This is a genomic window from Sphaerospermopsis torques-reginae ITEP-024 (genome assembly GCF_019598945.1).
Classification (GTDB): Bacteria; Cyanobacteriota; Cyanobacteriia; order Cyanobacteriales; family Nostocaceae; genus Sphaerospermopsis.
This window is the reverse complement of sequence record NZ_CP080598.1, coordinates 2049523-2074456: the sequence shown is the minus strand read 5'-3', so window position 1 is coordinate 2074456 and position 24934 is coordinate 2049523. Positions and strand designations below refer to the sequence as shown.

Annotated in this window: 24 protein-coding genes and 1 pseudogene; 12 read left to right on the top strand and 13 right to left on the bottom strand. The window is 36.4% G+C overall.

Going from position 1 to position 24934, the window contains the following annotated elements; translation table 11 throughout:
- Window positions 1-71 precede the first annotated feature (71 nt).
- On the top strand, window positions 72-671 hold the full coding sequence (gene sodB / locus K2F26_RS09640; protein ID WP_194056507.1) for a superoxide dismutase [Fe]: 600 nt from the start codon (window positions 72-74) through the stop codon (window positions 669-671).
- Window positions 672-1189: 518 nt separating this feature from the next.
- Here the strand turns inward: sodB and K2F26_RS09635 are convergent.
- Window positions 1190-1666: pseudogene (locus tag K2F26_RS09635) on the bottom strand (RNA-guided endonuclease InsQ/TnpB family protein); the annotation flags it as partial.
- 206 nt (window positions 1667-1872) lie between these two features.
- Between K2F26_RS09635 and K2F26_RS09630 the strand changes: the two are divergent.
- Entirely contained in the window at window positions 1873-3480 is a 1608-nt protein-coding gene (locus K2F26_RS09630; protein ID WP_220608157.1) for an IS1634 family transposase, read from the top strand.
- 196 nt (window positions 3481-3676) lie between these two features.
- Here the strand turns inward: K2F26_RS09630 and K2F26_RS09625 are convergent, their stop codons facing one another.
- A complete protein-coding gene (locus tag K2F26_RS09625) occupies window positions 3677-4309 on the bottom strand; it encodes an RNA-guided endonuclease InsQ/TnpB family protein (RefSeq protein WP_246605569.1) in 633 nt (210 codons plus the stop codon).
- Between the two features lie 881 nt (window positions 4310-5190).
- On the opposite strand from K2F26_RS09625, the gene K2F26_RS09620 reads away from it, so the two are divergent.
- Complete coding sequence (locus tag K2F26_RS09620) at window positions 5191-5946, top strand: slr1353 family protein (protein ID WP_220611281.1); 756 nt, start codon at window positions 5191-5193, stop codon at window positions 5944-5946.
- Between the two features lie 167 nt (window positions 5947-6113).
- Here K2F26_RS09620 and clpP read toward each other — a convergent pair whose 3' ends face one another.
- The gene (gene clpP, locus K2F26_RS09615) at window positions 6114-6719 is read right to left on the bottom strand and encodes an ATP-dependent Clp endopeptidase proteolytic subunit ClpP (RefSeq protein WP_096565355.1); all 606 of its coding nucleotides are present in this window, start codon (window positions 6717-6719) and stop codon (window positions 6114-6116) included.
- A 528-nt stretch (window positions 6720-7247) separates the two neighbouring features.
- Between clpP and K2F26_RS09610 the strand changes: the two genes are divergently transcribed.
- Both K2F26_RS09610 and K2F26_RS09605 read left to right on the top strand, forming a co-directional pair.
- Complete coding sequence (locus tag K2F26_RS09610) at window positions 7248-7403, top strand: QAALIT motif small membrane protein (RefSeq protein ID WP_220611280.1); 156 nt, start codon at window positions 7248-7250, stop codon at window positions 7401-7403.
- Window positions 7404-7660: 257 nt separating this feature from the next.
- Entirely contained in the window at window positions 7661-9718 is a 2058-nt protein-coding gene (locus tag K2F26_RS09605) for a thioredoxin domain-containing protein (RefSeq protein ID WP_220611279.1), read from the top strand.
- 93 nt (window positions 9719-9811) lie between these two features.
- On the opposite strand, the gene K2F26_RS09600 is transcribed toward K2F26_RS09605, so the two are convergent.
- Both K2F26_RS09600 and K2F26_RS09595 read right to left on the bottom strand, forming a co-directional pair.
- Window positions 9812-10333 (bottom strand): DUF29 family protein, encoded by a 522-nt coding sequence (locus K2F26_RS09600; protein ID WP_220611278.1) that lies wholly within the window; start codon window positions 10331-10333, stop codon window positions 9812-9814.
- Between the two features lie 306 nt (window positions 10334-10639).
- Window positions 10640-10993: a tetratricopeptide repeat protein gene (locus K2F26_RS09595; RefSeq protein ID WP_220611277.1), complete on the bottom strand. Its 354-nt coding sequence runs from the start codon at window positions 10991-10993 to the stop codon at window positions 10640-10642.
- A gap of 216 nt (window positions 10994-11209) precedes the next feature.
- Here K2F26_RS09595 and K2F26_RS09590 point away from each other — a divergent pair, with 216 nt between their 5' ends.
- The gene (locus K2F26_RS09590) at window positions 11210-11797 is read left to right on the top strand and encodes a molybdenum cofactor guanylyltransferase (protein WP_194056654.1); all 588 of its coding nucleotides are present in this window, start codon (window positions 11210-11212) and stop codon (window positions 11795-11797) included.
- 79 nt (window positions 11798-11876) lie between these two features.
- Window positions 11877-12797, top strand: coding sequence for an ABC transporter substrate-binding protein (locus tag K2F26_RS09585; RefSeq protein ID WP_246605568.1), 921 nt, complete (start codon window positions 11877-11879; stop codon window positions 12795-12797).
- Between the two features lie 194 nt (window positions 12798-12991).
- Here the strand turns inward: K2F26_RS09585 and K2F26_RS09580 are convergent, their stop codons facing one another.
- The 8 genes from K2F26_RS09580 to K2F26_RS09545 all read right to left on the bottom strand — a co-directional run bounded on the left by K2F26_RS09580 (window position 12992) and on the right by K2F26_RS09545 (window position 19530).
- Window positions 12992-13939 carry an FTR1 family iron permease gene (locus K2F26_RS09580; RefSeq protein WP_220611276.1) on the bottom strand — a complete coding sequence of 316 codons (948 nt, stop codon included), beginning with the start codon at window positions 13937-13939 and terminating at the stop codon, window positions 12992-12994.
- 163 nt (window positions 13940-14102) lie between these two features.
- On the bottom strand, window positions 14103-14537 hold the full coding sequence (locus tag K2F26_RS09575; RefSeq protein ID WP_220611275.1) for a ferritin-like domain-containing protein: 435 nt from the start codon (window positions 14535-14537) through the stop codon (window positions 14103-14105).
- A gap of 169 nt (window positions 14538-14706) precedes the next feature.
- Window positions 14707-15726, bottom strand: a complete 1020-nt coding sequence (locus tag K2F26_RS09570) for a ComEA family DNA-binding protein (protein ID WP_220611274.1) — start codon at window positions 15724-15726, stop codon at window positions 14707-14709.
- 318 nt (window positions 15727-16044) lie between these two features.
- The gene (locus tag K2F26_RS09565) at window positions 16045-16257 is read right to left on the bottom strand and encodes a hypothetical protein (protein WP_220611273.1); all 213 of its coding nucleotides are present in this window, start codon (window positions 16255-16257) and stop codon (window positions 16045-16047) included.
- 31 nt (window positions 16258-16288) lie between these two features.
- The gene (locus K2F26_RS09560; protein WP_220611272.1) at window positions 16289-16765 is read right to left on the bottom strand and encodes a hypothetical protein; all 477 of its coding nucleotides are present in this window, start codon (window positions 16763-16765) and stop codon (window positions 16289-16291) included.
- A 33-nt stretch (window positions 16766-16798) separates the two neighbouring features.
- On the bottom strand, window positions 16799-17404 hold the full coding sequence (locus tag K2F26_RS09555; protein ID WP_220611271.1) for a hypothetical protein: 606 nt from the start codon (window positions 17402-17404) through the stop codon (window positions 16799-16801).
- A 480-nt stretch (window positions 17405-17884) separates the two neighbouring features.
- The gene (locus K2F26_RS09550; RefSeq protein ID WP_220611270.1) at window positions 17885-18358 is read right to left on the bottom strand and encodes a transposase family protein; all 474 of its coding nucleotides are present in this window, start codon (window positions 18356-18358) and stop codon (window positions 17885-17887) included.
- Window positions 18359-18492: 134 nt separating this feature from the next.
- Window positions 18493-19530: a multicopper oxidase domain-containing protein gene (locus K2F26_RS09545; protein ID WP_220611269.1), complete on the bottom strand. Its 1038-nt coding sequence runs from the start codon at window positions 19528-19530 to the stop codon at window positions 18493-18495.
- A gap of 828 nt (window positions 19531-20358) precedes the next feature.
- Between K2F26_RS09545 and K2F26_RS09540 the strand changes: the two genes are divergently transcribed.
- The 5 genes from K2F26_RS09540 (at window position 20359) to K2F26_RS09520 (ending at window position 24891) form a co-directional block, all read left to right on the top strand.
- A complete protein-coding gene (locus K2F26_RS09540) occupies window positions 20359-21282 on the top strand; it encodes an energy-coupling factor ABC transporter permease (RefSeq protein WP_220611268.1) in 924 nt (307 codons plus the stop codon).
- 14 nt (window positions 21283-21296) lie between these two features.
- Window positions 21297-21947 carry an energy-coupling factor transporter transmembrane component T family protein gene (locus K2F26_RS09535; protein WP_220611267.1) on the top strand — a complete coding sequence of 217 codons (651 nt, stop codon included), beginning with the start codon at window positions 21297-21299 and terminating at the stop codon, window positions 21945-21947.
- 90 nt (window positions 21948-22037) lie between these two features.
- Window positions 22038-22802, top strand: coding sequence for an energy-coupling factor ABC transporter ATP-binding protein (locus K2F26_RS09530; protein ID WP_220611266.1), 765 nt, complete (start codon window positions 22038-22040; stop codon window positions 22800-22802).
- 240 nt (window positions 22803-23042) lie between these two features.
- Window positions 23043-23933 carry a beta-carotene hydroxylase gene (gene crtR, locus K2F26_RS09525; RefSeq protein WP_220611265.1) on the top strand — a complete coding sequence of 297 codons (891 nt, stop codon included), beginning with the start codon at window positions 23043-23045 and terminating at the stop codon, window positions 23931-23933.
- A gap of 94 nt (window positions 23934-24027) precedes the next feature.
- On the top strand, window positions 24028-24891 hold the full coding sequence (locus K2F26_RS09520) for a hypothetical protein (protein ID WP_220611264.1): 864 nt from the start codon (window positions 24028-24030) through the stop codon (window positions 24889-24891).
- Window positions 24892-24934 lie beyond the last annotated feature (43 nt).

Below are 24934 nucleotides of genomic sequence, written 5' to 3'. Positions count from 1 at the left end.
ACAAAACCTGTAATTTTCTGGTTTTTGGCAATAGCTTTAACCGGAAAACAATAAAGAGAGGACTTGAAAACATGGCATTTACACAGCTTTCCCTACCCTACGACTTTAATGCTCTAGAGCAATATGGCATGAAAGGTGAAACCTTTGAGTATCACTATGGTAAGCATCACAAAGCTTATGTAGACAACCTCAACAAGCTCACCGATGGTACAGAACTTGCTGATAAGTCCCTCGAAGAAGTAATCCAAATTTCCTTCAAAGATCCTGCTAAAGCTGGCATTTTTAACAACGCGGCTCAAGTTTGGAACCACACCTTCTTTTGGAACTCACTCAAACCCGCAGGTGGTGGCGCTCCCACAGGTGAACTAGCTGAGAGAATTAATAAAGATTTTGGTAGCTTCGACAAATTCAAAGAAGAATTTTCTACTGCGGCTGCAACCCAGTTTGGTAGCGGTTGGGCTTGGTTAGTTGATGACGGTGGTACACTCAAAGTCATGAAAACACCCAACGCAGAAAACCCCCTCGCACATGGTAAAAAGGCACTGCTCACCCTGGACGTTTGGGAACACGCCTATTACATCGACTTCAGAAATGCGCGTCCAGCATTCATCAAGAATTTCTTGGATAACTTGGTTAACTGGGAATTTGCAGCAGCAAATTTATCTGCTTAATCAAGCGTTGATATAAAGATTTGAGGTACAATCCCCATGCTTAAACAGCAGGGGATTTTTAATTTAATTTGTTTATAGCTGCTCCTCGTGTTCCTGATCTCTAACTATTGGTGCAAGCAGAACCAAGACAACTACCAGAACGAGAAAGGCTACGGGGACAAGGAGGAACGAACATAAGAGGGTAAAAAAATTCCTCTTTTGCTGCTGCTGTAGCTGTTTTATCATTTCCAATTCCTATTCCTAATCCTTTCAAATGATTCTCTGGATGTTGCTAGAAAACTGGAAGCCGTGTTGAGAAACTGTCCACATTTGGGCATTGGGCATTGGGCATTGGGTTATTAACTTCCCCCTGTTCCCTGTTCCCTTTCACCTGCCATAACTACAACTTTAGGAATGTTAAACTTATTGAACATCAGCTTTGTGATATAGATGATCGCTGCTATATAAAACCTAGACAAAGCTAGACTTTACTTTCTACTTCAACAGGAGCATGGGAGCAGTTATCCCTCGGTAGACTTTCACGCTTTAGCCAAACGCGATAAATTAATTGCAGCATTCAGATCCCTATCCATCTCAAAACTACAGTTCTCGCAGTGATAAATTCTTTCAGATAAAGAAAGACTATCTTTTCTATGTCCACAGTGAGAACAGGTTTTACTTGATGGATAAAATCTATCAGCAATTATAATTTCACAACCAAACTTTTTAGCTTTATATTCTAGCTGACGCTTAAACTCATGAAACCCACAATCAGCTATTGCTTGGGCTAATTTATGGTTTGATAACATCCCTGAAACATTCAAATCTTCTACTACTATCTTGGCGTGGTTTTTGCATAAGTAAGTAGTAAGTTTATGAAGAGTATCTTTTCTCAGGTTTGCTATTCTTGCATGATGTCTAGCCAGTTTAATTTTAGCTTTATGCTTATTGTTTGAACCTTTAGCTTTTCTACAATAGACTTTGGATAATCTTTGTAGTTTAGCTAGATTCTGTTTATCCCACATTCCGCACTTCAAAATGTAGTACATATACAAGTATCATAAGCAGCATAGAGTGTTAAATATAAATACGCAATCAAGAAAGTAAAAATATAGACTTTAATTCCCATTTGACTACTAAAGAGAAACTCATAAGGCATTGAGAATAAATTCAGGAAAAAATGAGAGAATGAGACTGAAGTACCTAAAAATGCCTTCATAATATGAATTACCAAACAGAAGAAATTGAGAGTAAAAACATAGATCACTTAGGAATAATCGCAGGAATAATAGATGAAATAGGAATAGTAGAAAAAATCAACGAGATATTTTCAATAGATATCAGAGAGAAAGTAAACACAGGAGAAGTAGTCAAAGCAATCATTCTCAATGGACTAGGCTTTGTATCAAGACCACTATATTTGTTCCCAGATTTCTTTAAAGACAAAGCCGTAGAACATCTAATAGGAACAGGAATAAAAGCAGAAGATTTAAACGACGATAAAATAGGTAGAGTCATGGATAAACTCTATAAATATGGATTAACTAAACTATTCTTAATCATTGCCTTAGAAGTAGTAAAGAAATATGGAATAGACACAAAATATTCCCATTTAGACTCAAGCTCATTACATTTACACGGGGAATATAAGAATTGCGTAAATAATCTAGAGAAAGAACTAGGAATAAATCGAGAACATCCAATAATGATTACACAAGGATATTCTCGTGACCATCGCCCAGACCTAAAACAATGTATATTAGATTTAATAGTAAGTAGTGATGGGGATATACCATTATTTTTTAGAGGGGCATCAGGAAACGAATCAGATAAAGCAGTATTTGCTCATATCTTAGTAGAATATTCTAAACAAATAGATTTTGAAAGTATCATGGTGGCTGACAGTGCATTATATAGCGAAAGTAATTTAAAATTAATGTCAAACATGAAATGGATAAGTCGAGTACCATTATCCATTAAAAAAGCAAAAAATTTAGTGAAAGCCTCCATAAATAATGAAATGAAAGCCTGTAAAATCAAAGGTTATAGCTATATCGAAGAGAAAGTATCTTATGGAGGAATAGAGCAAAGATGGTTATTAGTAGAAAGCGTAGAGAGAAAAAAAGCAGACTTAAATAAACTAGACAAAAAAATCCAAGAAGAGTTATTAAAAGCTAACAAACAAGTAGATAAATTAGAACAGGAAGAATTTGCTGATAAATCTTTAGCCGAGTTGAAAATCAAAGAAATAACAGCTAAATTAAAATATCATCAAATATCAGACTATCGAATTACCGAGACATTAAATCAAGGGAAAACAGCAGTTTATAGAGTGAAATGTAAATTAAGAGAAAATCAGGAGTTAATTACACAACAGCAAAACTCTTGTGGCAGATTTATTTTAGCCACCAATATTTTGGATGCTCAGGAGTTAGAGTCAGAAGAAATCCTCAAAATATATAAAGAACAACAATCTACAGAAAGAGGATTTAGATTTATCAAAGACCCGTTATTTTTCGCGGATAGTCTGTTTGTGAAAAATCCCCAAAGAGTAGAGACAATGATGATGTTAATGGCATTATGTCTTTTGGTTTATAATTTAGGACAAAGACAATTAAGAATGTCATTGAAGGCACAAAAAGCCACAGTTAAAAACCAACTGAATAAACCTACAGAATCTCCCACATTAAGATGGATATTTCAGTGCTTTCAAGGTATTCATCTTTTGATGGCACAAGGATTTCAACGAATTCTTAATTTAACGGAGTCGCATTGTCATATCTTGCAATTCCTACCTACTACTTGTCAAAAATATTATTTATTATCTTAGTTTTCTCTCTATTTTTACTATTTCATCGGTTATCTTTTTGATAACTGATTCCACACCTTGAATTAAATATTGTTATTGCAATAGCTTTTAAACACCTTCTAAAGCTCAACTTTGTGTGTCCATAATTTTGTTTTACATTGATACGTAATTGTTCAAACCATAAGTTTTAATTTACCGTCAATGTAGTTTGTTTATGCTACTTTTTGAAGTGCGGAATGTGGGGTTTATAGTGTTTAGGATTAGGAAATATAACACCAGTGCTTAGTGTAGCTAGTTCCTTGACTCCTAAATCAACACCAACAACAGCATGGTTTTTGATAGTTGGTTGACATTCTTGTTCATAAGAAAAGGCTATATACCAACTATCAGCAGTCCTGGAAATAATAATACTTTTACAGGTGCTGTGAGGTAATCCTTCATAAGTTTTTACCCATCCAATTGTCGGTAGTTTTATTGATGTACCACCTACAGGAATTGGTTTACCACCTGCATCAATTGTAAAACTATCATTTTTTCCTTTCTTTTTGAAGTTAGGATATTGAGACTGTCCTTTAAAGAATCTTTGAAAAGCTTCACCTAAACTATCAAAAGCGTATTGAGTGATTTTCTGGCAAATACCCTTTTCTTTAATCCATGCCAATTCAGGTTTTACATGATTATTAAAGAATTTCTTGAGGATGTATTTGTTTGGCTTTAATCCATCTTTATACAAATCCTGCCAAGTAGCTAAACCCCAATTATAGGTAAACCTTGCTATACCAGCGTGTTTAGCCATTAATATTTCCTGGGTTTTATTTAACTTGAGTTTTGTTTTGATGGATAAAAGCATTTGCTGATAGCTTGCGTGGCGATAGCCATTTTCAACACTATACTTTATTATTTAATTCTGACACATTTTGCTTAATTTTTTAGTCAACTTATTCCATGTATACTTCAAATACTTGTAGTTTTGTATGTACTTGTATAGGTTTGTCTAGTAAATTGTCAACTTAGGACAAGCTCATATTCCCAGATCCAAAACACTGGGAATATAGCGATTTGCAAAACTGACCTAAAAGGTGGGCGGTTAATGTAGCATTACTAAATGATTGTGTCAGCCACGCGATGATTGAATTTCCAAGATGGTACAGACTCAATACTTTTCGGTTAAGCTCAAAAAAATCAATGATGTAGGTTGGGTTGACGCTAGGAAACCCAAAATTGATAAGAGTTTGTTGGGTTTACCGTGTAGAAACCCAACAAACCCTTGTAAATGTTGGGTTTCGTTCCTCAACCCAACCTACGTTAAGCTGTTGTGCATTTACAGCAGTTTTCATGTATTTGTACCACATCCTTCTTGTTATCTTCCTTTCTTCCTTTGCGCCTTTGCGTCTTTGCGTGAGATTAAAAAATGTGGTTAATTTACCTGAAAATCGCTGTAATTTGTATAAATGAAACAGGCAAGATGCCTGTGCCACAAGAGTTCAAGAATTTATGATTATACAATTTAGCTGCATAACAGCTTATTTCGTTGTTTTGGGCTTAACCGAAAAGTATTGATCCTAGAGTGGTGAAGAAGGCAAATAGCTAGTTAATCATTTGCTAACTTTTGCTAACTAATGCTATGCTTTCCTCATGGCATGGTAATGATTGAGAGAAAATTGAGAGAATATGACACTAACTAGGTTGAGTGAATATCACGAAAGTTAGACAGGGTAAGGATTGTAGAATGTGTATAGTATTATTTCTGAATTAGTAGAGATTTTTCAAGGTAAATATATCGTCCGAGTAAGTCTACAAATTGAAGGTGTCACCCGTGCTACTGCTATGGCAGGAGCAGACACTGTGGAAGCTGCTGAAGACCAAGCTAGAAATCGGGCGCTGATGGTTTTGGGAATCACAAATACAACCAGGGAAAATGTTGCTGTTTCTGTTTCCCGAGAACCTGTTTCCCCTGTAACCGTGAATCCTCCCCCAAAAACTACCACAGTTTTCAATGAGTCTGTCCCTAGCACTGGTGATGTTGCCAGGAGTCAATGGTCACTGGACAACAACACTAAACATGATACCTATAGCCAAACTTTAGATCCAAGTTTTTCTGGAACTACTTCCACAGAAGAAAAAGTTGATACCTCAGCGCCCAACCTGAATCTAGTATCTAATCCAGAACCTGAACTTCAACTTTTACCAGAAATTCCTCCTAGTAATGTCACCCCATTTACTCCACGTAGTTATTCTTCTGTTGAAGATACTGGTTTGCTCTCAGGGATAGGCAAAACCAGGAGAAAAAGCGAACCAGTTAATTTATCTGATGTCATTGCTCAAACTGATGTCCAAATAGAACGTTTGGGCTGGACAAAAGAACAGGGAAGAGAACATCTCAAGAAAACTTACGGTAAACTGGGGCGTTCTTTACTGAGTGAGGAAGAATTACTCGATTTTCTCAACTACCTCAAAGCTCAACCTGATCCCATAGCTGGATTTTAAGATAAGGGAACAGGGAACAGGGAACAGGGAACAGGGAACAGAAGGCAAAAGGCAAGAGGCAAGAGGTAACAGTTAATATTCTCTCCTTGCCTCCCCTGCTTCCCTTGCTTACTGTCACCTGTCACCTGTCACCTGTCACCTGTCACCTGTCACCTGTCACCTGTCACCTACACTACAACCATTGGACGACTACCTGCTGAGTGACGGTCAATCACTTGGTCGATTAAACCGTATTCTTTGGCTTCTTCTGGAGACATGAAAAAGTCGCGTTCTGTATCTTCGGCAATACGCTCAAAAGGCTGACCAGTGTGTTCGGCTAAATACTCATTCAGCTTGCGCTTGTGGTATAAAATTTCCCGTGCCTGAATTTCAATATCGGTAGCTTGTCCTTGAGCGCCGCCTAAAGGTTGGTGAATCATAATCCGTGAATGAGGTAAACTCATCCTTTTACCTTTAGTACCTGCACTTAATAGGAAAGCGCCCATACTCGCCGCTAGTCCGGTACAGATGGTACAAACATCGGGGCGAATATTTTTCATGGTGTCAAAAATGCCCATCCCCGCCGTCACTGAACCACCAGGAGAGTTGATATACATATAAATGTCTTTCTCCGGGTCTTCAGAATCTAAAAACAACAATTGGGCAACTATCAGGTTAGCTAGACTGCTGTCCACCTGTTGTCCTAAAAAAATGATCCGCTCACGTAACAGTCGTGAGTAGATATCAAAGGCGCGTTCGCCTCGACCCGATTGTTCAATAACGATAGGAATCATTGAGGGTATTTGTATCTATTTGTTATTTATTCTATCTATGAGAAAGGCTGATTGTGTTGATTGTCAAATTTGGATATTTCGACAATAACAGATAAATTTCTGATCTCCTCATCATCTGCTCTGAGCAAACAGATTTTTCAACAGCAATAGTCTAGAATCAAATATCTCATAGCAAAAAATTTTTTTTAACAGGCACTTTTAGCGGCTGATAGCAGTCTAAGTAATTGTGGCGATGTCAAAAGCGGGAGAATTTAAAAGTTCATCATCAACAGATGATTAACTTACATTCTGCCCTTGGCTGTCTGTGTGTCTATTTATTGACCTATAACTTTAGCTTGCCTTGTGTTGGCGAATCTATATTATTTGGTCGAAATTCTTTTTCAGGTATTAGTAACTTTTTTCACAATTTTTAACCTGAACCTGGTTAATTTTCCGGACATATTTTGCAAATCCGGTAAATCGGGACTATGTGGTGTATTTAGATTAACCAATCTAAATTTAAATGCTATTTTTCAAGAGAGGAGTGCTATGCTGGAAAGACTTATGCAAGCTGCTTTAATTACCTTTTTACTGCACCTGATCGCAGCACTAAACCCTAGTACCCAAATTCCCCGCAAGTCTGTATCACCTGTATCGGAAATAACAGCACCAGTTCTAGGTTCAACTATTCGCGTTTCTAAATAAATGGTGATTGGTGATTGGGGAAGAGGTGATTGGTGATTGGTGACTGGTGATTGGTGACTTGGTAAAAATAAATAATGACTAATGACTAATAACTAATAACTAATGACTAATGACTAATGACTAATGACTAATGACTAATGACTAATGACTAATGACTAATGACTAATGACTAATAACTAATGACTAATAACTAATGACTAATAACTAATAACTTTAAAAACGCTAGACTGGTCAGAAAATGGTGGAAAACTTTTATTATGACGAATCGCCTAGCTGACACAAAAAGCCTTTATCTCCGCAAACACGCTGAAAACCCGATTGACTGGTGGCCTTGGTGTGATGAAGCATTGGAAACTGCAAGGGCGCAAAATAAACCGATTTTTCTTTCTATTGGTTACTCTAGTTGTCACTGGTGTACGGTGATGGAAGGTGAGGCGTTTTCTGATTTGGCGATCGCCCAATATATGAACGCCAATTTTCTCCCCATCAAGGTAGACCGAGAAGAAAGACCTGACCTTGATAGCATCTATATGCAAAGTCTACAAATGATGACTGGTCAAGGGGGTTGGCCTCTTAATGCTTTTCTCTCTCCTGATGATTTAGTCCCTTTTTATGCGGGTACTTATTTTCCTGTTGATCCCCGTTATGGTCGTCCGGGTTTTTTGCAGGTTTTACAAGCTTTACGCAATTACTACGATACTGAAAAAGAGGAGTTACGTCAAAGAAAAGCTGTAATTCTCGAAGCTTTGCTGACATCAGCGGTGTTACAAAATGATGGCAGTCAGGAAGTAGCTGATCAAGAATTATTACAAAAAGGTTGGGAAGTTTGCACGGGGATCATGACTCCTAAGCAGGTTGGTAATAGTTTTCCGATGATCCCCTATGGTGAGTTGGTTTTGCGGGGTTCTCGGTTTAATTATCAATCTCGGTATGATGGATTACAAGTTTCTGCTCAACGCGGTTTAGATTTAGCTTTGGGTGGTATTTATGATCATGTTGCTGGTGGTTTTCATCGCTACACTGTTGATCCGACTTGGACTGTCCCCCATTTTGAAAAGATGCTTTACGATAATGGTCAGATTGTAGAATATCTGGCTAATTTGTGGAGTTCGGGAATACAAGAACCAGCTTTTAAACGGGCAGTGGCTGGAACTGTAAAATGGTTACAACGGGAAATGACAGCACCTAATGGTTATTTTTATGCTGCTCAAGATGCGGATAGCTTTACTAATCCCGCAGATCCAGAACCGGAGGAGGGTGCTTTTTATGTCTGGGGTTATCAGGAATTACAACAACTTTTAACACCTGAAGAATTAACAGAATTACAACAACAGTTTACTGTTACTACTGATGGGAATTTTGAAGGGAAAAATGTTTTACAAAGATTGCATCCTGGTGAACTAAGTGAAACTTTAGAAACTGCTTTGAGTAAGTTGTTTACTTTGCGTTATGGTGCAACTCCTGATGCACTAGCGACTTTTCCCCCAGCACGGGATAATCAGGAAGCGAAAATCACTAACTGGCCTGGTCGCATTCCGGCGGTGACTGATACTAAGATGATTGTAGCTTGGAATAGTTTGATGATCTCCGGTTTAGCTAGAGCTTCTGAAGTTTTCCAAGAACCTAGTTATTTGGAGTTAGCAACTCAAGCGGCTAAGTTTATTTTAGATCATCAATTTGTGGATGGACGTTTTCACCGACTTAATTATGAAGGTGAGGCGACGGTTTTAGCTCAATCGGAAGATTATGCTTTTTTTATTAAAGCATTGTTGGATTTACACCAAGCTGATTTAGAAAATAATGATTGGTTGGAAAAAGCGATCGCTCTCCAAGATGAGTTTAATGATTTTCTTTGGAGTTTTGAATTAGGAGGATATTTTAACACATCTAGCGATAATAGTCAAGATTTAATTATCAGGGAGCGGAGTTTTGCGGATAATGCTACACCTGCGGCTAATGGGGTGGCGATCGCCAATTTAGTCAGGTTATCTTTACTTACTGATAACTTACATTATCTTGATTTGGCTGAATCAGGATTACACGCCTTTAAAGGTGTAATGAATGAATCTCCTCAAGGTTGTCCTAGTTTATTTACTGCTTTAGATTGGTATCGGAATTCTACTTTGATTCGTAGTACCACTGAGCCGATTAAGTCATTAATGCCTAAATATCTACCAACTACGGTTTTTGAAGCGGTATCAGATTTACCAGAGGGAAGCGTGGGTTTAGTTTGTCAAGGGTTGAAATGTCTTCCCGCACCAGGGAGTTTAGAGGAGTTGTTGTCACAGGTGCAGAGGAGTCAGAATAGAGGGTGACAGGTGACAGGTGACAGGTGACAGTAAGAAGGGAATAGGGAATAGGGATAAATATTTACCTCCTGAACTCCTGACTCCTGACTCCTGCTATATTTACCTTTTTCCTATTTTCCAATCTTCACCACCGGGTAACTGAGTTAAAGTTTCTGCGACAATAGCAGGTAATTCTTTAGGTGAATAGGAATAAGTTAAATTGAGGAATTTTAAAGCAGTTGTAATTAACTGTTTTCTATCTATAATTTCGCCTAGTTGAAATTGGTTATAAATACCATTCATGACTTCTAGACTAGCATCAGCGATCGCATCTTCAATCACTTCTTCCTCAATCAAATTTTCCCATTCATCTTGATTGATGTAATAGGATTTCTTATTATCTTTAAGATTCGCTTCTTTAATTTCGCGGATAGCATTACGAATAGACGAAATCCAAGAATTTGTTAATCTCTGTTCTACTTGATTTTTGATAATATGAATCAATAAAATCCTTAAAAAAGATTTAATTTGTCTAATGATTGCTTGTTTACTCATTCCTTCTAATTCGTCCACAATTGCCAAAGCATCTGCGTAACGTCCTTGTAAAATACTATTTCTGAGGTCTATTAATTCTTGAGTCATAGTTGTTAAACTCTACTCTGAGCTAGATAATATAATTATACTCTAAAAGAGATAAAAAAGTAAGTGCTGTATCAGCAATATGTTTAAAAACAACTAAATATAAATCGCAGTCTGCAAATGTCTCTTGTGGAATTAGGCAAACTTTTTATTTGTTGATAAAAATATCTGATTTTTATAGATTATAATAGATAGATTAAAGCTGAATACTGAATACTGAATACTGAATGCTTATATAAAAAATAATATCCCTGACTCACTTGATAAATCAGGGATAATAAATATACGAAAATATACGAAATATGGATATTAACGCAACTGTGATAATAAAGCTTTCATCGCAGGAGTAGATAGAAATTTCTGAGCATCAGTAATCATACTTTGACCCCAAAAATGCTTTTTCATCCAGTGAAAATCAGCAAATTTTATATCTAACTTTAATGCTGTTTCTGCTAACTGATAAGCCTGATGTTGTTCTTCTTTAGTATATAAAGCTACAGCTAAAGCTAAAATAGGTTCAGCAGATTGATTGTTAATTTTAATCGCTTCTCGCCATTTTTGAATCGCTGTTTCTTTGTCTCCTTGTTCATATTTAATGAACCCAATATTATTGATAGCTGCTAAGTGGTTAATATCTGTAGCAACTGTGAGATTATTAAGCATAATGATGATATTGTTGTTTGGTTGATGATAAATAATACATTGCCTGATGTAATAATCCGCAAAATATTGCAATTTTTTGATACTTAATAAGATAAACATTGGGGTTTTACGGTTCTGCAACAATTTTTACACGATTTAAAAAACAAATTTTTTGTCATATTGTGTGATAATGTATATTTAATTAAAAACAAAAAAATTGAAACTTTTTTAAATTGCATGACTACATTAAGCGTCATAGTTCTTGCAGGTGGTAAAAGTTCCAGGATGGGAAAGGATAAAGCTTTGATTCCTATTCAGGGAATACCCTTATTACAAAAAGTTGGCAATGTCGCTAAAAGTTGTACGGATACTATATATATAGTTACACCTTGTCCAGAAAAATATCAACACTTACAGTTACCAGGATGTGAATTTATACAAGAAAACCCCCATAACACACAAGGACCTTTAGTGGGTTTTGTACAAGGTTTAGAGAAAGTAAACACAGAATGGGTATTATTATTAGCTTGCGATTTACCAAATTTGCAAGTTGAAGTGTTGCAAGAGTGGGTGAAAAGATTAGATAATATAAAAGGAGAAAATATTGCTTGTTTGGTAAAAAATACCCAAGGTTGGGAACCACTTTGTGGTTTTTATCGTAGTTCTTGTTTACCCCTAATTTTAGATTTTATCAATCAAGGGGGGCGATCTTTTCAACAGTTTCTCAAATTACATCCTGTAGAAATTTTACCTTTTTCAAAATCGGATATGTTGTTTAACTGCAATACTCCTGAAGATTTAGATGAGGTTACAGGTAATAGGTGACAGAGGTAAAAACCTTGTTTGTTGCTAGAAGTTGCTATAATTGGAAAAAATAAAATTGCCGATTCCCAAAAAATCAGAAATGATAAATAAAAACAACATTATGCGTCATAAATCATTTTTAGTATCAATTTTTTTAAGTTTGTTTTTGTTGTCTTGTGCTACAGAAACAAGCCAAATACAAGCAGTAAAACCAGAAATTACACCAGATATTACTATTGCACAAACATCACCTAACACATCTGTGAAAAGAGTGGTTGCGCTTTCTTCGCTCTCTGCTGATATTATTGCTGAACTAGATAAAACAAAATTGGTGGGTGTTGTTGGTAGTAAGTTATTACAAGATGATCCTCGATTTAAAGATATTCCTCAAGTTAGTCAAGGACAAAATGCACCAAATCTAGAAAAGATTGTAGCATTAAAACCAGATTTAGTAATTGGTGTAGCAGGTTTTTCTGATGTACCATTACAAAAACTGCAACAACTAGGAATAAAAACTTTATCCACAAAAGTCTATAGTTGGGAATCTTTGGAAGACTTAACTAAAAATCTTGCTGAAAAAATAGGTGCAGATCCCCAACTTTTATTAAATAGATATGAAACTTTTTTACCTGAAAAGAAAAATCAAAAAAATCAGAATCTTTCGACGTTGGTTTTAGTAAGTCGTCAACCAATTTTAGCACCAAATAAAAACAGTTGGGCGGGTGATATAGTTTCTCGGTTTGGAGCGAAAAATGTCGCCGCAGAATTACAAGGTAATGGACCCATTGGTGGTTATGTCACCCTTTCAGCAGAAAAGGTTTTAGAAGCAAATCCTGATGTTTTAATAGTAGTTAATGCTGAAACGACTTTGTTAGATTCTTTGAAAAAAGAGCCGTTTTGGCAGAAATTAAAAGCTACTCAAAATAATCAAGTTTATGTTTTTGATTATTACGGAATGGTTAATCCTGGTAGTATAGCTGCAATTGAAAAATCTGCTCAGGAATTAAAGAAAATCTTTTGAGTTGTATTTAAGAAGTCAGGATTCAGAATAAGCTGTTGTGTATTTAACTTGTATAAGGTTAACAGGCAGGATGCCTGTTCCACAAGAGCTAAGAATATTGAGATTATACAGTTTAGCTGCGTAACATCTTATTTGTTTATGAAATAGATACCCGACTTCTTAAAGAAGTCGCGGATCTAGGTTTATATAAAATGCTATTTTTCAGCGACAGGAATATTTTTTTGTTTTTGATTATTTCCACCCATGATACTGCGAAAATACAAGCCACCAATACTAATTAAAAACACTAAATATCCTATTGCTTGCATTATATAAAGTTTATCTCTGTAGCCAAATAAGGATTTGAGAATAATACCAGGAAACTTGCTATCAGGTAAAATGTGAGCAGTATTCCAAACCATTGGACCTAAAATACAAGAGTGAATTTTAGTAAAGTGTTCATAGTAAAAACAAAGATTTTCTGAGGCGCGGTTGCTGAGTGCTAAACTAGCGATCGCATCATCAAAATGTTTTAAAGCCGAAATTACTAAACCAGCGACAATTAAAACTAATAAAACGCCCATAACTTGAAAAAATTGGCGAATATTAATTTTCACACCCCATTTAAATAATAAAACCCCAATTCCTGCTGCTGTTGCTAAACCACCAAGTGCGCCTAAAGTCGGTAATAAACCTTGTTGAAAATTGGCAGCTACAAAGAGAACTGTTTCAAAACCTTCCCGCACTACAGCTACTAAAATTAAACTAAAAACTCCCCATCCAGCATTGTTATTTTGTGTTAATGCTTCGTTAACTGCACCTTCAACTTGAGATTTCATAAATCTGGCTTGTTTTGTCATCCAGATCAGCATCCAACTAAGCATGATTATTGCTAAAATGCTAAATACACCTTCTAAAGTTGGTTCAACTACTGAGGTGTATTGAGGATTAATAGAACCTAAAAATTTAATTACACCAGTGAATAAAACACCGATTAAAGCACTAACAATAATACCAACTCCAACACCTGCATATACCCAAGAGTTGAGATGAGATTGTTTGGCTTTTTTCAATAAAGCGAGGACAATTCCTACAACTAGGGCAGCTTCTACACCTTCTCGGAGAGTAATAACAAAAGTAGGTAATGCAATACTAAAATTCATTGTTATTAGTGGTTATGAACGCTTGATCACTATTTTTGATTGTGTAAAAAATTGAGAACTATCAAATTTCTTTTTTCTTTGCTCGTCTCTACACATAAGTATAGAAACGAACGAAAGAAAAGAAACTAAAAAGCTGACTCCTGACTCCTGACTACTCGAAATATTAGCTGAAATCGCGTAACATTTTCTTGAGTTCTAAATTATGTAACTCTTCTTGTCCGATCATGCCACGGGCAAATTCTTCCAGATAAATACTAGCATCTTCAACAGTTTCTAGCAGAGTTTTGTACATATCCAATGCTTTCTTTTCATGGGATAAACTTTCTTCCAAAATGTCTTTGACTGTATGTTTGAAAGTTTCTTCCATTTGGGCAATTCTCAAGGTAGGATGTCCATCTAAACCGGTGAGAATTTCTCCTACTTGTTGGGCATGAAGTAATGATTCACTAGCTTGGGCTTTGAAAAAAGCGACAATAGGTAAGCGGTTTGGTCCTGTTACCATCAAGGAATAATGGGTGTAGCGAACTACCCCAGCTAGTTCAAATTCCATAATGGCGTTGAGGATGTCAATGGTTTTTTGGTTGTCTAGTTCTCGCATCAGTTGTTAAGATGAGCAAAATTAAATTTGGTGAGGATTTTAGTGAGAAATTATACACTTTTTATCTTTGTTCAATGTAGATAATTTTTTAGTGTTTCACTGTTCACTGTTTCCTCTATTTTCACTTATTTTAAGCTGTTTTTTGTTTAGATCCAATGGTGTGCAAATACTAACTTTGTGCTTTGTTGTTAGTTTGAGATAGCACTTTTTGGGTGTTTTCCTCTATGGTTTTTACCATTTTGGTAACATCTTCAGGGGTTTTGACTGCTTGTGCGGGTGGAATAACAGCAGGCCAAACTTTTAATAGTTCTGTTAAAGCTGTATCTATGGCTTTGTGTGCTTCTGGGTTTGCTTGAGCCATTTGTCCAGAAATTCCTTGATATAGTTCATGGGAATAGACAACAAAACCACGAGAGTCTTGATATTCTATTGGTGCGGTAATTTTACCTTTTGCGACTGCTGCGCCATATTCGGCGTTAGCTGCGTCTAATAAGCCATTAATTACTTTTAATACAAATTCTGGTTTTGAGCGTTCTTCACTTGGTAAGGCGGCGATCGCACTATCCACAGATGCCATAGAATTGGTAAAATTATCTTTGATTTTAGCATCTTGAGGATTAGATTTTACCAAGTTAGTCAAACTGACTAAATTAGTTTTAAATTCTTTAACTTTGCGTTCATTAAGTTGTTCTTCTACATCAACATAAATTTCCTCAACTGGATGTCCTATATGGGGTTCGGCTTGTTTGGGTTGATTTTGTGCTAACAATTCTTGTGCTACTAAAAGATGTCCTTTCATTAATGCCAATTTTGTCATGTAGTCCACATCTTTTGCTTCTCCTGTGAGTACAACTTCTTCAACTGTCACCATGTTTTTAATTTGCTCAAACTGTTCTTGAGTAATTACTTTTTTGGTGACTAAATCTTCTGGAGAACTGTAAGGACGACTGGCTTGTATTTTATTAGATAAAGCGGGTACACCGAGTTGAGCTTCAAATTTGTCTAACTCGGACAAAATAGCATCATTAATATTAATTTTGGCTTTCCCACTATGACTACTGTGGGCGCTTGCTTGTGTAACTGCTGGGGTTGAAGAAGTTTCTGCGGTGGGGGTATTCCCTGCACAAGAACCAAGGGTAACGATCACACAAGCCGCTATTGATAATAATATGTAATGTGATTTAATCATTTTTACTCCGGGATAGGTAATTGGCTAAAAGTTTTTTGGCTGTACAGTCAAAAATTTATAAACTTGACAAGTATTTTTATTAGAAAATTATATCTGTTTAGCATAACTGCAAGTATTTATCAACTATTTTGGTTAGTATTGGGTATAATTTAATCTTTTTTTAAACTAAATTGCGTAAATCCCAAACATGAAAACTTATAATGCAATGAGGTACTCATTCCCAGGTAAGCATCTGGAAATGAGAAACCAAAAACAAGAAAACAAGAAAAACTAATTAGACTCCATTGCAGCTATTCATATCAAAGCGGCATGGGGTCTTTACTTTACAGACTCTGAGTAAGATTTCCCTTCAATCGGTAAAGATTTAACATGAAAACCTTTGAACTTTTCCATCTGACTGACGCGCATCATTGCAGTCGGATAAGTAGCAGCAATCAGAGTAAATATTCCCAGCAAAACAAAGACATATTTGTGCAAAGCTTGACTGGAAATTCTTTCTTGACCGACAGTGGTTTTGATTTGTGTCTGCATAACTTAACTCCTGATTTGATTTAATAACTGATTAGGCCAAAGGTAAATAGGGGAATAAAGGATGCCAACTCATAGCCGTAGCAGCAACAATTAAAGCAAACATCCAAAAAAATATGGTGCTGGATTTAATCTTTTTGTTCTTCCACAGAACCGAAAGAATAGCCCAACTCACCAACCAGCCTATGAGTAACATTGTTTCTTTGCCTGTATAACTGCCAATGTTACCCCAAAGTTTGCTAGGGCTATGGCTTCCTGGTATCCAACTACCAAGCCCCCAAACCATTTTTTCTATGTTTTTATGGGTATCGGATATATGATGAGTAACCATCATTGTGAAACAGCCAATTCCGGTACTAACTAAAGCAGCAGCTGCTGGACCTGAAACAGTTGGGGGATTTTTTGAACCTTGAGATAAGAATTGAGGAAATACTTTTAACTTTTTCCAAAATCGACCATATAAAGGTTCAGATTCATGAGTAAATTCAGAAAAATTAGGTTGTCTATTCATGCAATTATCCTCAAATATTTAATTACAAATTAATTACAAAGCATGGATTTTAGCCACACCAAGTCCAGTAACTAATCCGCCCATTGCAAAGAACATCATTGCTATCAAAGCCACACAAGTAGCTGTGAGAACTGGACGATTTTCCTTTTCTAGAATTGAGTCACCGTATTTCCATAAAATCCAGGTACAAGCTACGGCTAATGGCAAGGTAAACAATACTGTAAATTCGTGATATTCCATTAGCACATATTGGACTAAAGGTGAGTTTTCTTTTAACCAAGCTCTTGCACCACCAAATTCTATGCCTGCTCGGTAACGCATATAAGCTAAATTGCCTGTAGCGATACCCAGAAAACAAAGCAGACTTGACCAAAATGATAGGGTACGCATCTGCGGCAGAATTTTACTAGAACCGCGCAGTAATGGAAAAGCTAAATGCCCTGTGTACACTGCCACAACTGTTGCTAATACAGATCCAAAACCATGAATTGTTCCCATCCAACGCTGCCAAGGACTAGGATGTAAAAGGTTAACAAATGGCAAAAATAGGAACATCCCTGCTGATAAAATGCTAAGTCCATAAATAGCTATTTCAGCAATATCTAGCTGTTTAGGAAACTTTTTATCACTTGAATTCATCCTTGTATTTAACACTCTTCATACTCCTTTTTTACTGACTAATCAGCATGAAAAATTTGCTGATTGCTGCTAATTCTCAAATCAGTCTAATCTCGATTTATATTGATGTCCAGCAAAAATTACCTAGGATCTATTTTAAATTGCTGCGTTTTATTGAATTTAGCAACTGTTAGACTAGGAAAAATAAAGGTAATTTATGAATATTTTTTGATGCTGAACATCGTTTAAGTTGCCGGATAATCTTGCCTGGGAATACAGATAAATTTTGAAACTATAATCATTGTTTTACCTGTTAAATACAGAGAATATATTTTTTTGAATAAAAAGTAAATACAAAGTAAAGATAAAGTTTTTATCTGAAAAGATAATGGTGATAATATTTTTTTATATTTAATCAATCAAAAGTTTTTGTTGTTTTATAAATCGAATTAATCATATCTAACATTTTAGATATGATTAGCAATATACCTTAACAATCCTCTAGTGATATTCAAGACGAGTCACACACAGTTGTTGTTTGCACTCTCGTCTATGTGTAAAATTATTAATGATATTTCTAACTTGATCAATGCCAAGATTTTCTTGTTTACTCACTTGCTCAACGCTAGAAGTATTAACTTGGTAGTAAACACTTTGTTCATATCTTTTTGTGTACTTCCTGCGCCAATTGATAAATTCCAATTGCTCTGTGATATAACGTTGACAATATCGACAATAAAATTGACGACGGGGCAAATTTAAATAGACTTGTTTACCAAAAGCTGGTAAATCTCTAACTATAATTGGTCGAACCTGATGTAATTCTTCTGTGTATTGCCAACAATGTTGACAGTTAATACCTATAGCAAAAATATTCAGATTAAAATAAACTGAATTTTCAACACAATGACAGCTTTGTACTGCTACTCCTGGTAAATTGAGTAAATTGCTTAAATTGCTTAAATGTTCTTCCATCTTTACGTTTTCCCTGTAGATTAACACCCGAAATAAGTTTGTATAAATAAATACGTTTTTATTTTTCTAACAAATGCAAGATATTATCAAAAACTAAAAAATAATATCGGTAGTAACGTAACTCAAAACTCAGGTTAGCTATGGTTTACAGGAGTTTTAGCGTCTTGCTCCGCTATAACTTCAAACTGTCCCATACATCCATTTTCAGCGATCGCATCTTGATGAGGATGAAACATATACTTACCCGGATAACGAAACGCAAATTCTAAAATGTGTCTTTCTGCTACACCCATTGTTAAAACATCCGTCTTTTCACTGGGAGTCATCGTCATCCCTGAACGATAAACATCAAAAAAGTTAGCGTGTAAATGGAAGGTGACAGCAGGATCAAACTCAATAATATTCAAAACATAAGCTCTAATTAATTGATTTTGATAAATTTGAATAGGATGGTGCATATAATGATGAGGCAAACCATTAAATGCGTAATACTCATTTTTGTTATCATCATTTATGTCATATCCAGACATAATTAAAACTATCTCGTCCGCAGCATGACGGAGTTGAGGCGGATCAATAATAAACATTCCATATAAACCCTTAGCAATGTGACGGGTTACAGGTGCAATATGACAGTGATATAAATGCACTCCATAGGGTTCTGCATCAAATTCATAGATAGTTGCTTTACCATTACTTACAGGTTTTACACCATCCATTTCTGCGGGATGCACTCCATGAAAATGCAGAGAATGGGAATGTCCAGCCTTATTGAGAAATAATACTCTTATCCGTTCACCCGCTTTTGCTCTTAACGTCGGTCCAGGAATACGCCCATTTAAATCCCAAATATTGTAAGATACCGCATTATTTAGCTGAATTGTGGAATTACCTGCTATTAACTCAAATTCTCGAATATTTCGTCCATTTTCCTGCTTCAGAGTTCCATAATCAAAATTTCTCAGCACCTGCATGGGTTGAGTAGCACTGTTAGCAGCATTATTGGATGCTTCCATTTCCATTGGTGGAACTTTAACACTGGCATTATTTTTTACATTTATAGTCTGTAAAATTGCAGTTGCACCAATCACACCACCGCCAAATAGACTCATTTTCAGCAGTTGACGGCGATTAAAGAGTATATTTTTACTCCAACTAAAGTTGTCAGACATGAGGTGATGAGGAGGGAACAGGGAGGGAATAGAAACAGGAAGTTGCAAATAATTTGCAATTACTATTAGGTATAGTATAGGAATCAGGAATTATTGTCAATAATTATGTAAACTATCGAGAAATACAAGGGAGAGATGACAGTAAACAGGAATGTACCTGTTTTGAGATGTCTGAACTTTGAAAATTCCCCTATATGAAGTTTGTAATTTATTATTATACCTCTCCGAAAAAGATGTAGAGACAATTCCTGAATTGTCCCTACCAAGGGTTTCAGGTTAAGCATATTTAATTTTCGTAGATATCTATTGTGAAGAAAAATATCGTCTAAGGATTTATATGCAACAACTTGTTCTTCTACAGTATTCCTGAGCTTTCTTTGAGCAATTATTTGATGATCAAGATGATCAATATGTTTATGATAACATAATTACCGTGAAAAATGGCAATATTTCACCAGCCAAAATTCACACAATTTGTCAACCTTATTATCAAGCTTCTCTGATTGATCTTTTGGTTCATCAGTTAGTTTCTAGATAGTTAACCACAAACACTGCAAATTCCTGACTGATTAAATCAATCAGGAATTAATATTTACAAAAATAAACAATAAATATACAAATATTCATAATTTAATAAATAAATACAAATTTGGATGTATTTTTTATTATAAAAATTCTCTAAATACCTGCCAAAAAATCCTCCAATGGGGCATTGTAAATATAGGGGAAATTTAGTTTCCTATAAATTTAGAATTGTCATGCTATCTTTTGCAGTTGTAATTCTATTGCTGAAATTAGTGTAAAGAAAAGCGAAAAACAAGGATTTTCATGCATATACCAGATGGATTTATTTCTGTTCCAGTAGCAGCAGCTACGAGTTTAGCCAGTGGAGCAGCTTTATTTGTGTCCTTTGGGCGATCGCAAACAGCTTTTGGTGTGCGTCGCGCTCCCGTATTAGGATTAACCACCGCCTTTATTTTTGCCGCCCAAATGATTAATTTTCCGGTAGCAGGAGGTACTAGCGGACACCTGTGCGGCGGTGCTTTAGCGGCGATTATTTTGGGTAGTCCTTGGGCGGGAATGTTATGTATAGCAACAGTTTTAATCATTCAAGCAGTGCTATTTGCTGATGGTGGTATTACTGCCTTGGGTGCAAATATTTTCAACTTGGGAGTAATAAGTGTTTGGGTAGCCTGGTTCTTAACCCAGACCTTACAGCGACTACTGGGTGGTTCTAAAGGGCGTTTACCCCTAGCCGCAGGTATAGCAGCAGGTGTTAGTGTCGTTGCAGCAGCCATAGCTTGTGCTATTCAGTTAGCCCTTTCTGGGACAGCACCAGCGAATATAGTTTTACCTGCAATGACAGGTGTACATATTTTGATTGGCGTGGGAGAAGGTTTAATTACTGGGGGTGTGATAGCCTATTTAGCCGCAGCACGTCCAGATTTGTTACCAGGTGAAGAAGAGAAATTTGGAGGCTGGTTGATACCCGTGGTGAGTATTTTCCTCGTTGCAGGTGTTTTATCTCTCTTTGCTTCCGGTTGGCCAGATGGGTTGGAAAGAGTAGCAGAAAACTTGGATTTTATCAATTTAGCCGAAGAAGTCAGAGTTGTAGTACCAACACCCTTAGCTGATTATGAAATTCAAAGTTTAGGACAAATCGGTACAAGTATTACTGGTTTGGTAGGTGCGACAGCTTGCTTTGCTGTGGCTTTTGGTATTGCTAAAGTAATGAAACCTAAAAATGCTTAAATAATCCTTAAATAATGCTGGAGATTTCTTTATCATTACGCTTGCAATTATCCCTGATCATTGTCATTGGGGCAGCTTTTTTAAAGCCTCATAGTTGGTCAAATTTGCTGGTGTATGGAGCGATCGCACTTTTGTGGGTATTTATATTCCGGGTTGACCTACGCAGATTAGGGGGTTTACTCGGTGCTGAATTGATTTTTCTGTCATTGGTAGCGTTACCTTTGGGGTGGGAAAAAGCGAGTTTTTTACTGGTGCGATCGCTCATTTGTTTAATAGTCATGAATAGCTTTTTACTCACCTTACCCCCCCACAGTTTTGGCATCGCCCTCAAAGGTTTACCCCTACCCGCACCATTAAAGGAAAATTTGCTCCTAGCTGGGCAATATCTAGAAATTTTACTCTCAGAATTAGCCAGAATGCAGCGTAGCGCCCAATTACGAGGTTTAAATGGTGCTGGAGGATGGTTACGTTATGCCAGTGCAGCTATGATCGGCTCTTTGTATCTGCGTACTTTAGACCGAGCAGAGCGAGTTTATGGCGCAATGATCACTCGTGGTTACAATGGTCAACTACCTATAGACTCTACCCTTAACCCAAAAGAACGTTTTACACTAATAACAATCGGCATAACTGCTACTTGTATCACCTTGAGTTCATATTTTTAATACACCAGGAAACAGGCAACAGGTTTGAATTTTACCAATTACCAATTACCAATTACCAATTACCAATTACCTATATTTGAGTTGTGAATCTTGACATCCTTAACTTCTCATCCCCAAACTTCTATCTTTCATCCTCATACCTCTGTCGTTGAGGTGAAAAATCTGGTGTATACCTACTCACACCAGCAACCCGTATTAAAAGATATTTCCTTTACCTTAAATGCAGGCGATCGCGTCGCTTTGATGGGTGCAACAGGTTCAGGAAAAAGCACTCTTTTAGAAAATCTCATTGGTTTAAAACACCCCCAAAGTGGCACTATTTCTATTAACGGCATTCCCGTAGAACCAAATACCTTACCCCAAATACGTCGGCAAATTGGCTTTACTTTTCAAGATGCCAATGATCAATTATTTATGCCGACAATTTTGGAAGATGTCACCTTTGGACCGCGCAACTATGGTGTTTCACCAGCAGTAGCAACTGACAAAGCACGACAACTATTAGCTGATTTTGGTTTAGAAGAATATGCTCACCGTTCCGCACACGAACTTTCTGGAGGACAAAGACGTTTAGCCGCCCTAGCATCAATATTAGCTCTAGACCCAGCAATTCTGATTTTAGATGAACCAACCAACGGACTTGATCCCGCATGGCGACGACATTTAGCCCAAGTATTATTAAAGTTGCCTGTGCAGGTAATGTTAATTGCTTCCCATGACTTACAGTGGTTAGGGAAAGTGACCCAACGTGCTTTAGTCCTTTCAGGTGGTCAAATTCATATAGACAGCCAGATCCATCCGCTATTACAAGATGGCAAAACCTTAGATCAGTTGGGTTTACCAGTAGACTGGTGATGAAGATAAATTTCTGGATACAAGTGGCAATAAATGTTATTGTCTTTTAGTGAAAGTAGTCCCGACAGCTTTGAGTCTAGGGATAGTGGGCGTTGTAGTTTGCCCCGTTGGGGTTATTCCCGCCAAACAAATAGCATGAGATATTTGTCTATGCTTTTTGGAACTATGAAATTAACATAAGTTTACTTTTTACTAAGAATTGTCGTATATTTTTAATATTTGACAGAAAAGGAGTTACTAATGCTTACGTCGGAGGCACAAAAGCCGCTGACAATCCCGCCCAAAGAACTTTTAGCACCTCCTGGGGATTTTAATCCCACAATGCTGCTATTTTTTGCAGTAGTGACAATGTTGGTATTTTCCAACTTTGGTTACTGGGTATGGGAATGGCCGCATTGGCTATGTTTTAGCATTAACACTCTGGCTTTACACTGTTCTGGGACGATTATTCATGATGCTTGTCATCAGTCCGCCCATCGTAACCGGGTGATTAATGCGATGTTAGGGCATGGTAGCGCCCTGATTTTGGCTTTTGCTTTTCCAGTATTTACACGAGTACATCTTCAGCATCATGGTAACGTCAATCACCCCAAAGACGACCCAGATCATTATGTTTCTACAGGTGGTCCATTGTGGTTGATAGCAGTGCGGTTTTTGTACCATGAAGTATTTTTCTTTCAACGGCGATTGTGGCGCAAATATGAGCTACTAGAATGGTTTATTAGCCGTTTGATTGTAGTTTCTATTGTTTATATTTCCGTCCAATATAACTTTTTGGGCTATATTCTCAATTTTTGGTTTATTCCAGCGTTTATAGTGGGAATAGCACTAGGGTTATTTTTTGATTATTTACCCCATCGTCCCTTTGTTGAGCGCGATCGCTGGAAAAATGCCCGCGTATATCCTGGTAAAATTCTCAACATCCTGATTTTAGGACAGAATTACCACCTCATTCATCATTTGTGGCCTTCAATTCCTTGGTATAATTACCAACCCACTTACTATTTGATGAAACCGCTGTTAGATGAAAAAGGTAGTCCTCAGACTTCAGGGTTATTGCAGAAAAAGGACTTCTTTGAGTTTGTCTATGATATTTTCATAGGTATTCGCTTTCATCACCACAAAGAATAGGTAAATATTTACGGTGGGTTAACGACTGTTTAACCCACTATTAAAAATGAATTTTATTAATAGTTAATTTCTAAGTCAAAATCTGAGGTTCAAAATGTCACAGTATATAAGAAAAATAGAACAATCAGAACAATATTGTAATGATACACTGGCTACGGCTTTTAACTATCTACGTTCTAAGGGACAAAATGAGCTTTGTATAATACTTGTACTTTCAGAATTACAAATTTGGGAACATTGGGATGTCTATAAAGAATACGATGATCAGGAAATTCCCGATTTTGAAACTCCATCTTTAGATTATATTCATGACAAGCAAAAATATATGTGGAGATGTAGTGTTATTTTATATATTGAATCTTCACTACTACATAAGATTGATAAGGATGTAACAATTTTATTAAAAGAAGCAATTGAACTTTCTATGCAACCAAGTAAAGATGGTGCCATACCTTATATATATACATTTGATTTAATGGCTCAACGGATTACAGCAACGGAAACCTGGAGACAGGATTTTTTAAATATTTTAAAGTCTGGAGAATCACTAAATCAGGGTAAATTTATTCGTGAAGAAAAATTAGTTTCTTGGAATAATATGCGTTTTGCTTCAATGGAAGAGATGCTGTTAGCTCAAGCTTTAGAAAAAGTAAAAAAAACCAGGGATAATCTAAAATTGGTTTATTTCCCAAATTGTCTTGCCCGTGTTTTAGTTGATGGTACAAATGTTAATATGTATCCCGATTTTCTCATTTGTATTAATGGTAAATGGGGAATTTTAGAAGTAAATGGAAAACAACATAATTTACCAGAACAAGCAGAATTAGATAATAATAAGCGTAACCGTCTGGCTAAAGCCAAAATTCAAATGTATTTTTATTCTGCTGAATCAATCAGACAAGATGCTGAACGAATTGTTTGTGAATTCATAGAGCAAATTAATGGTGAGCGTAATTAGCTGTTAAACCGCTTGTGATAACGCAATTGTATCTTTCATGCTA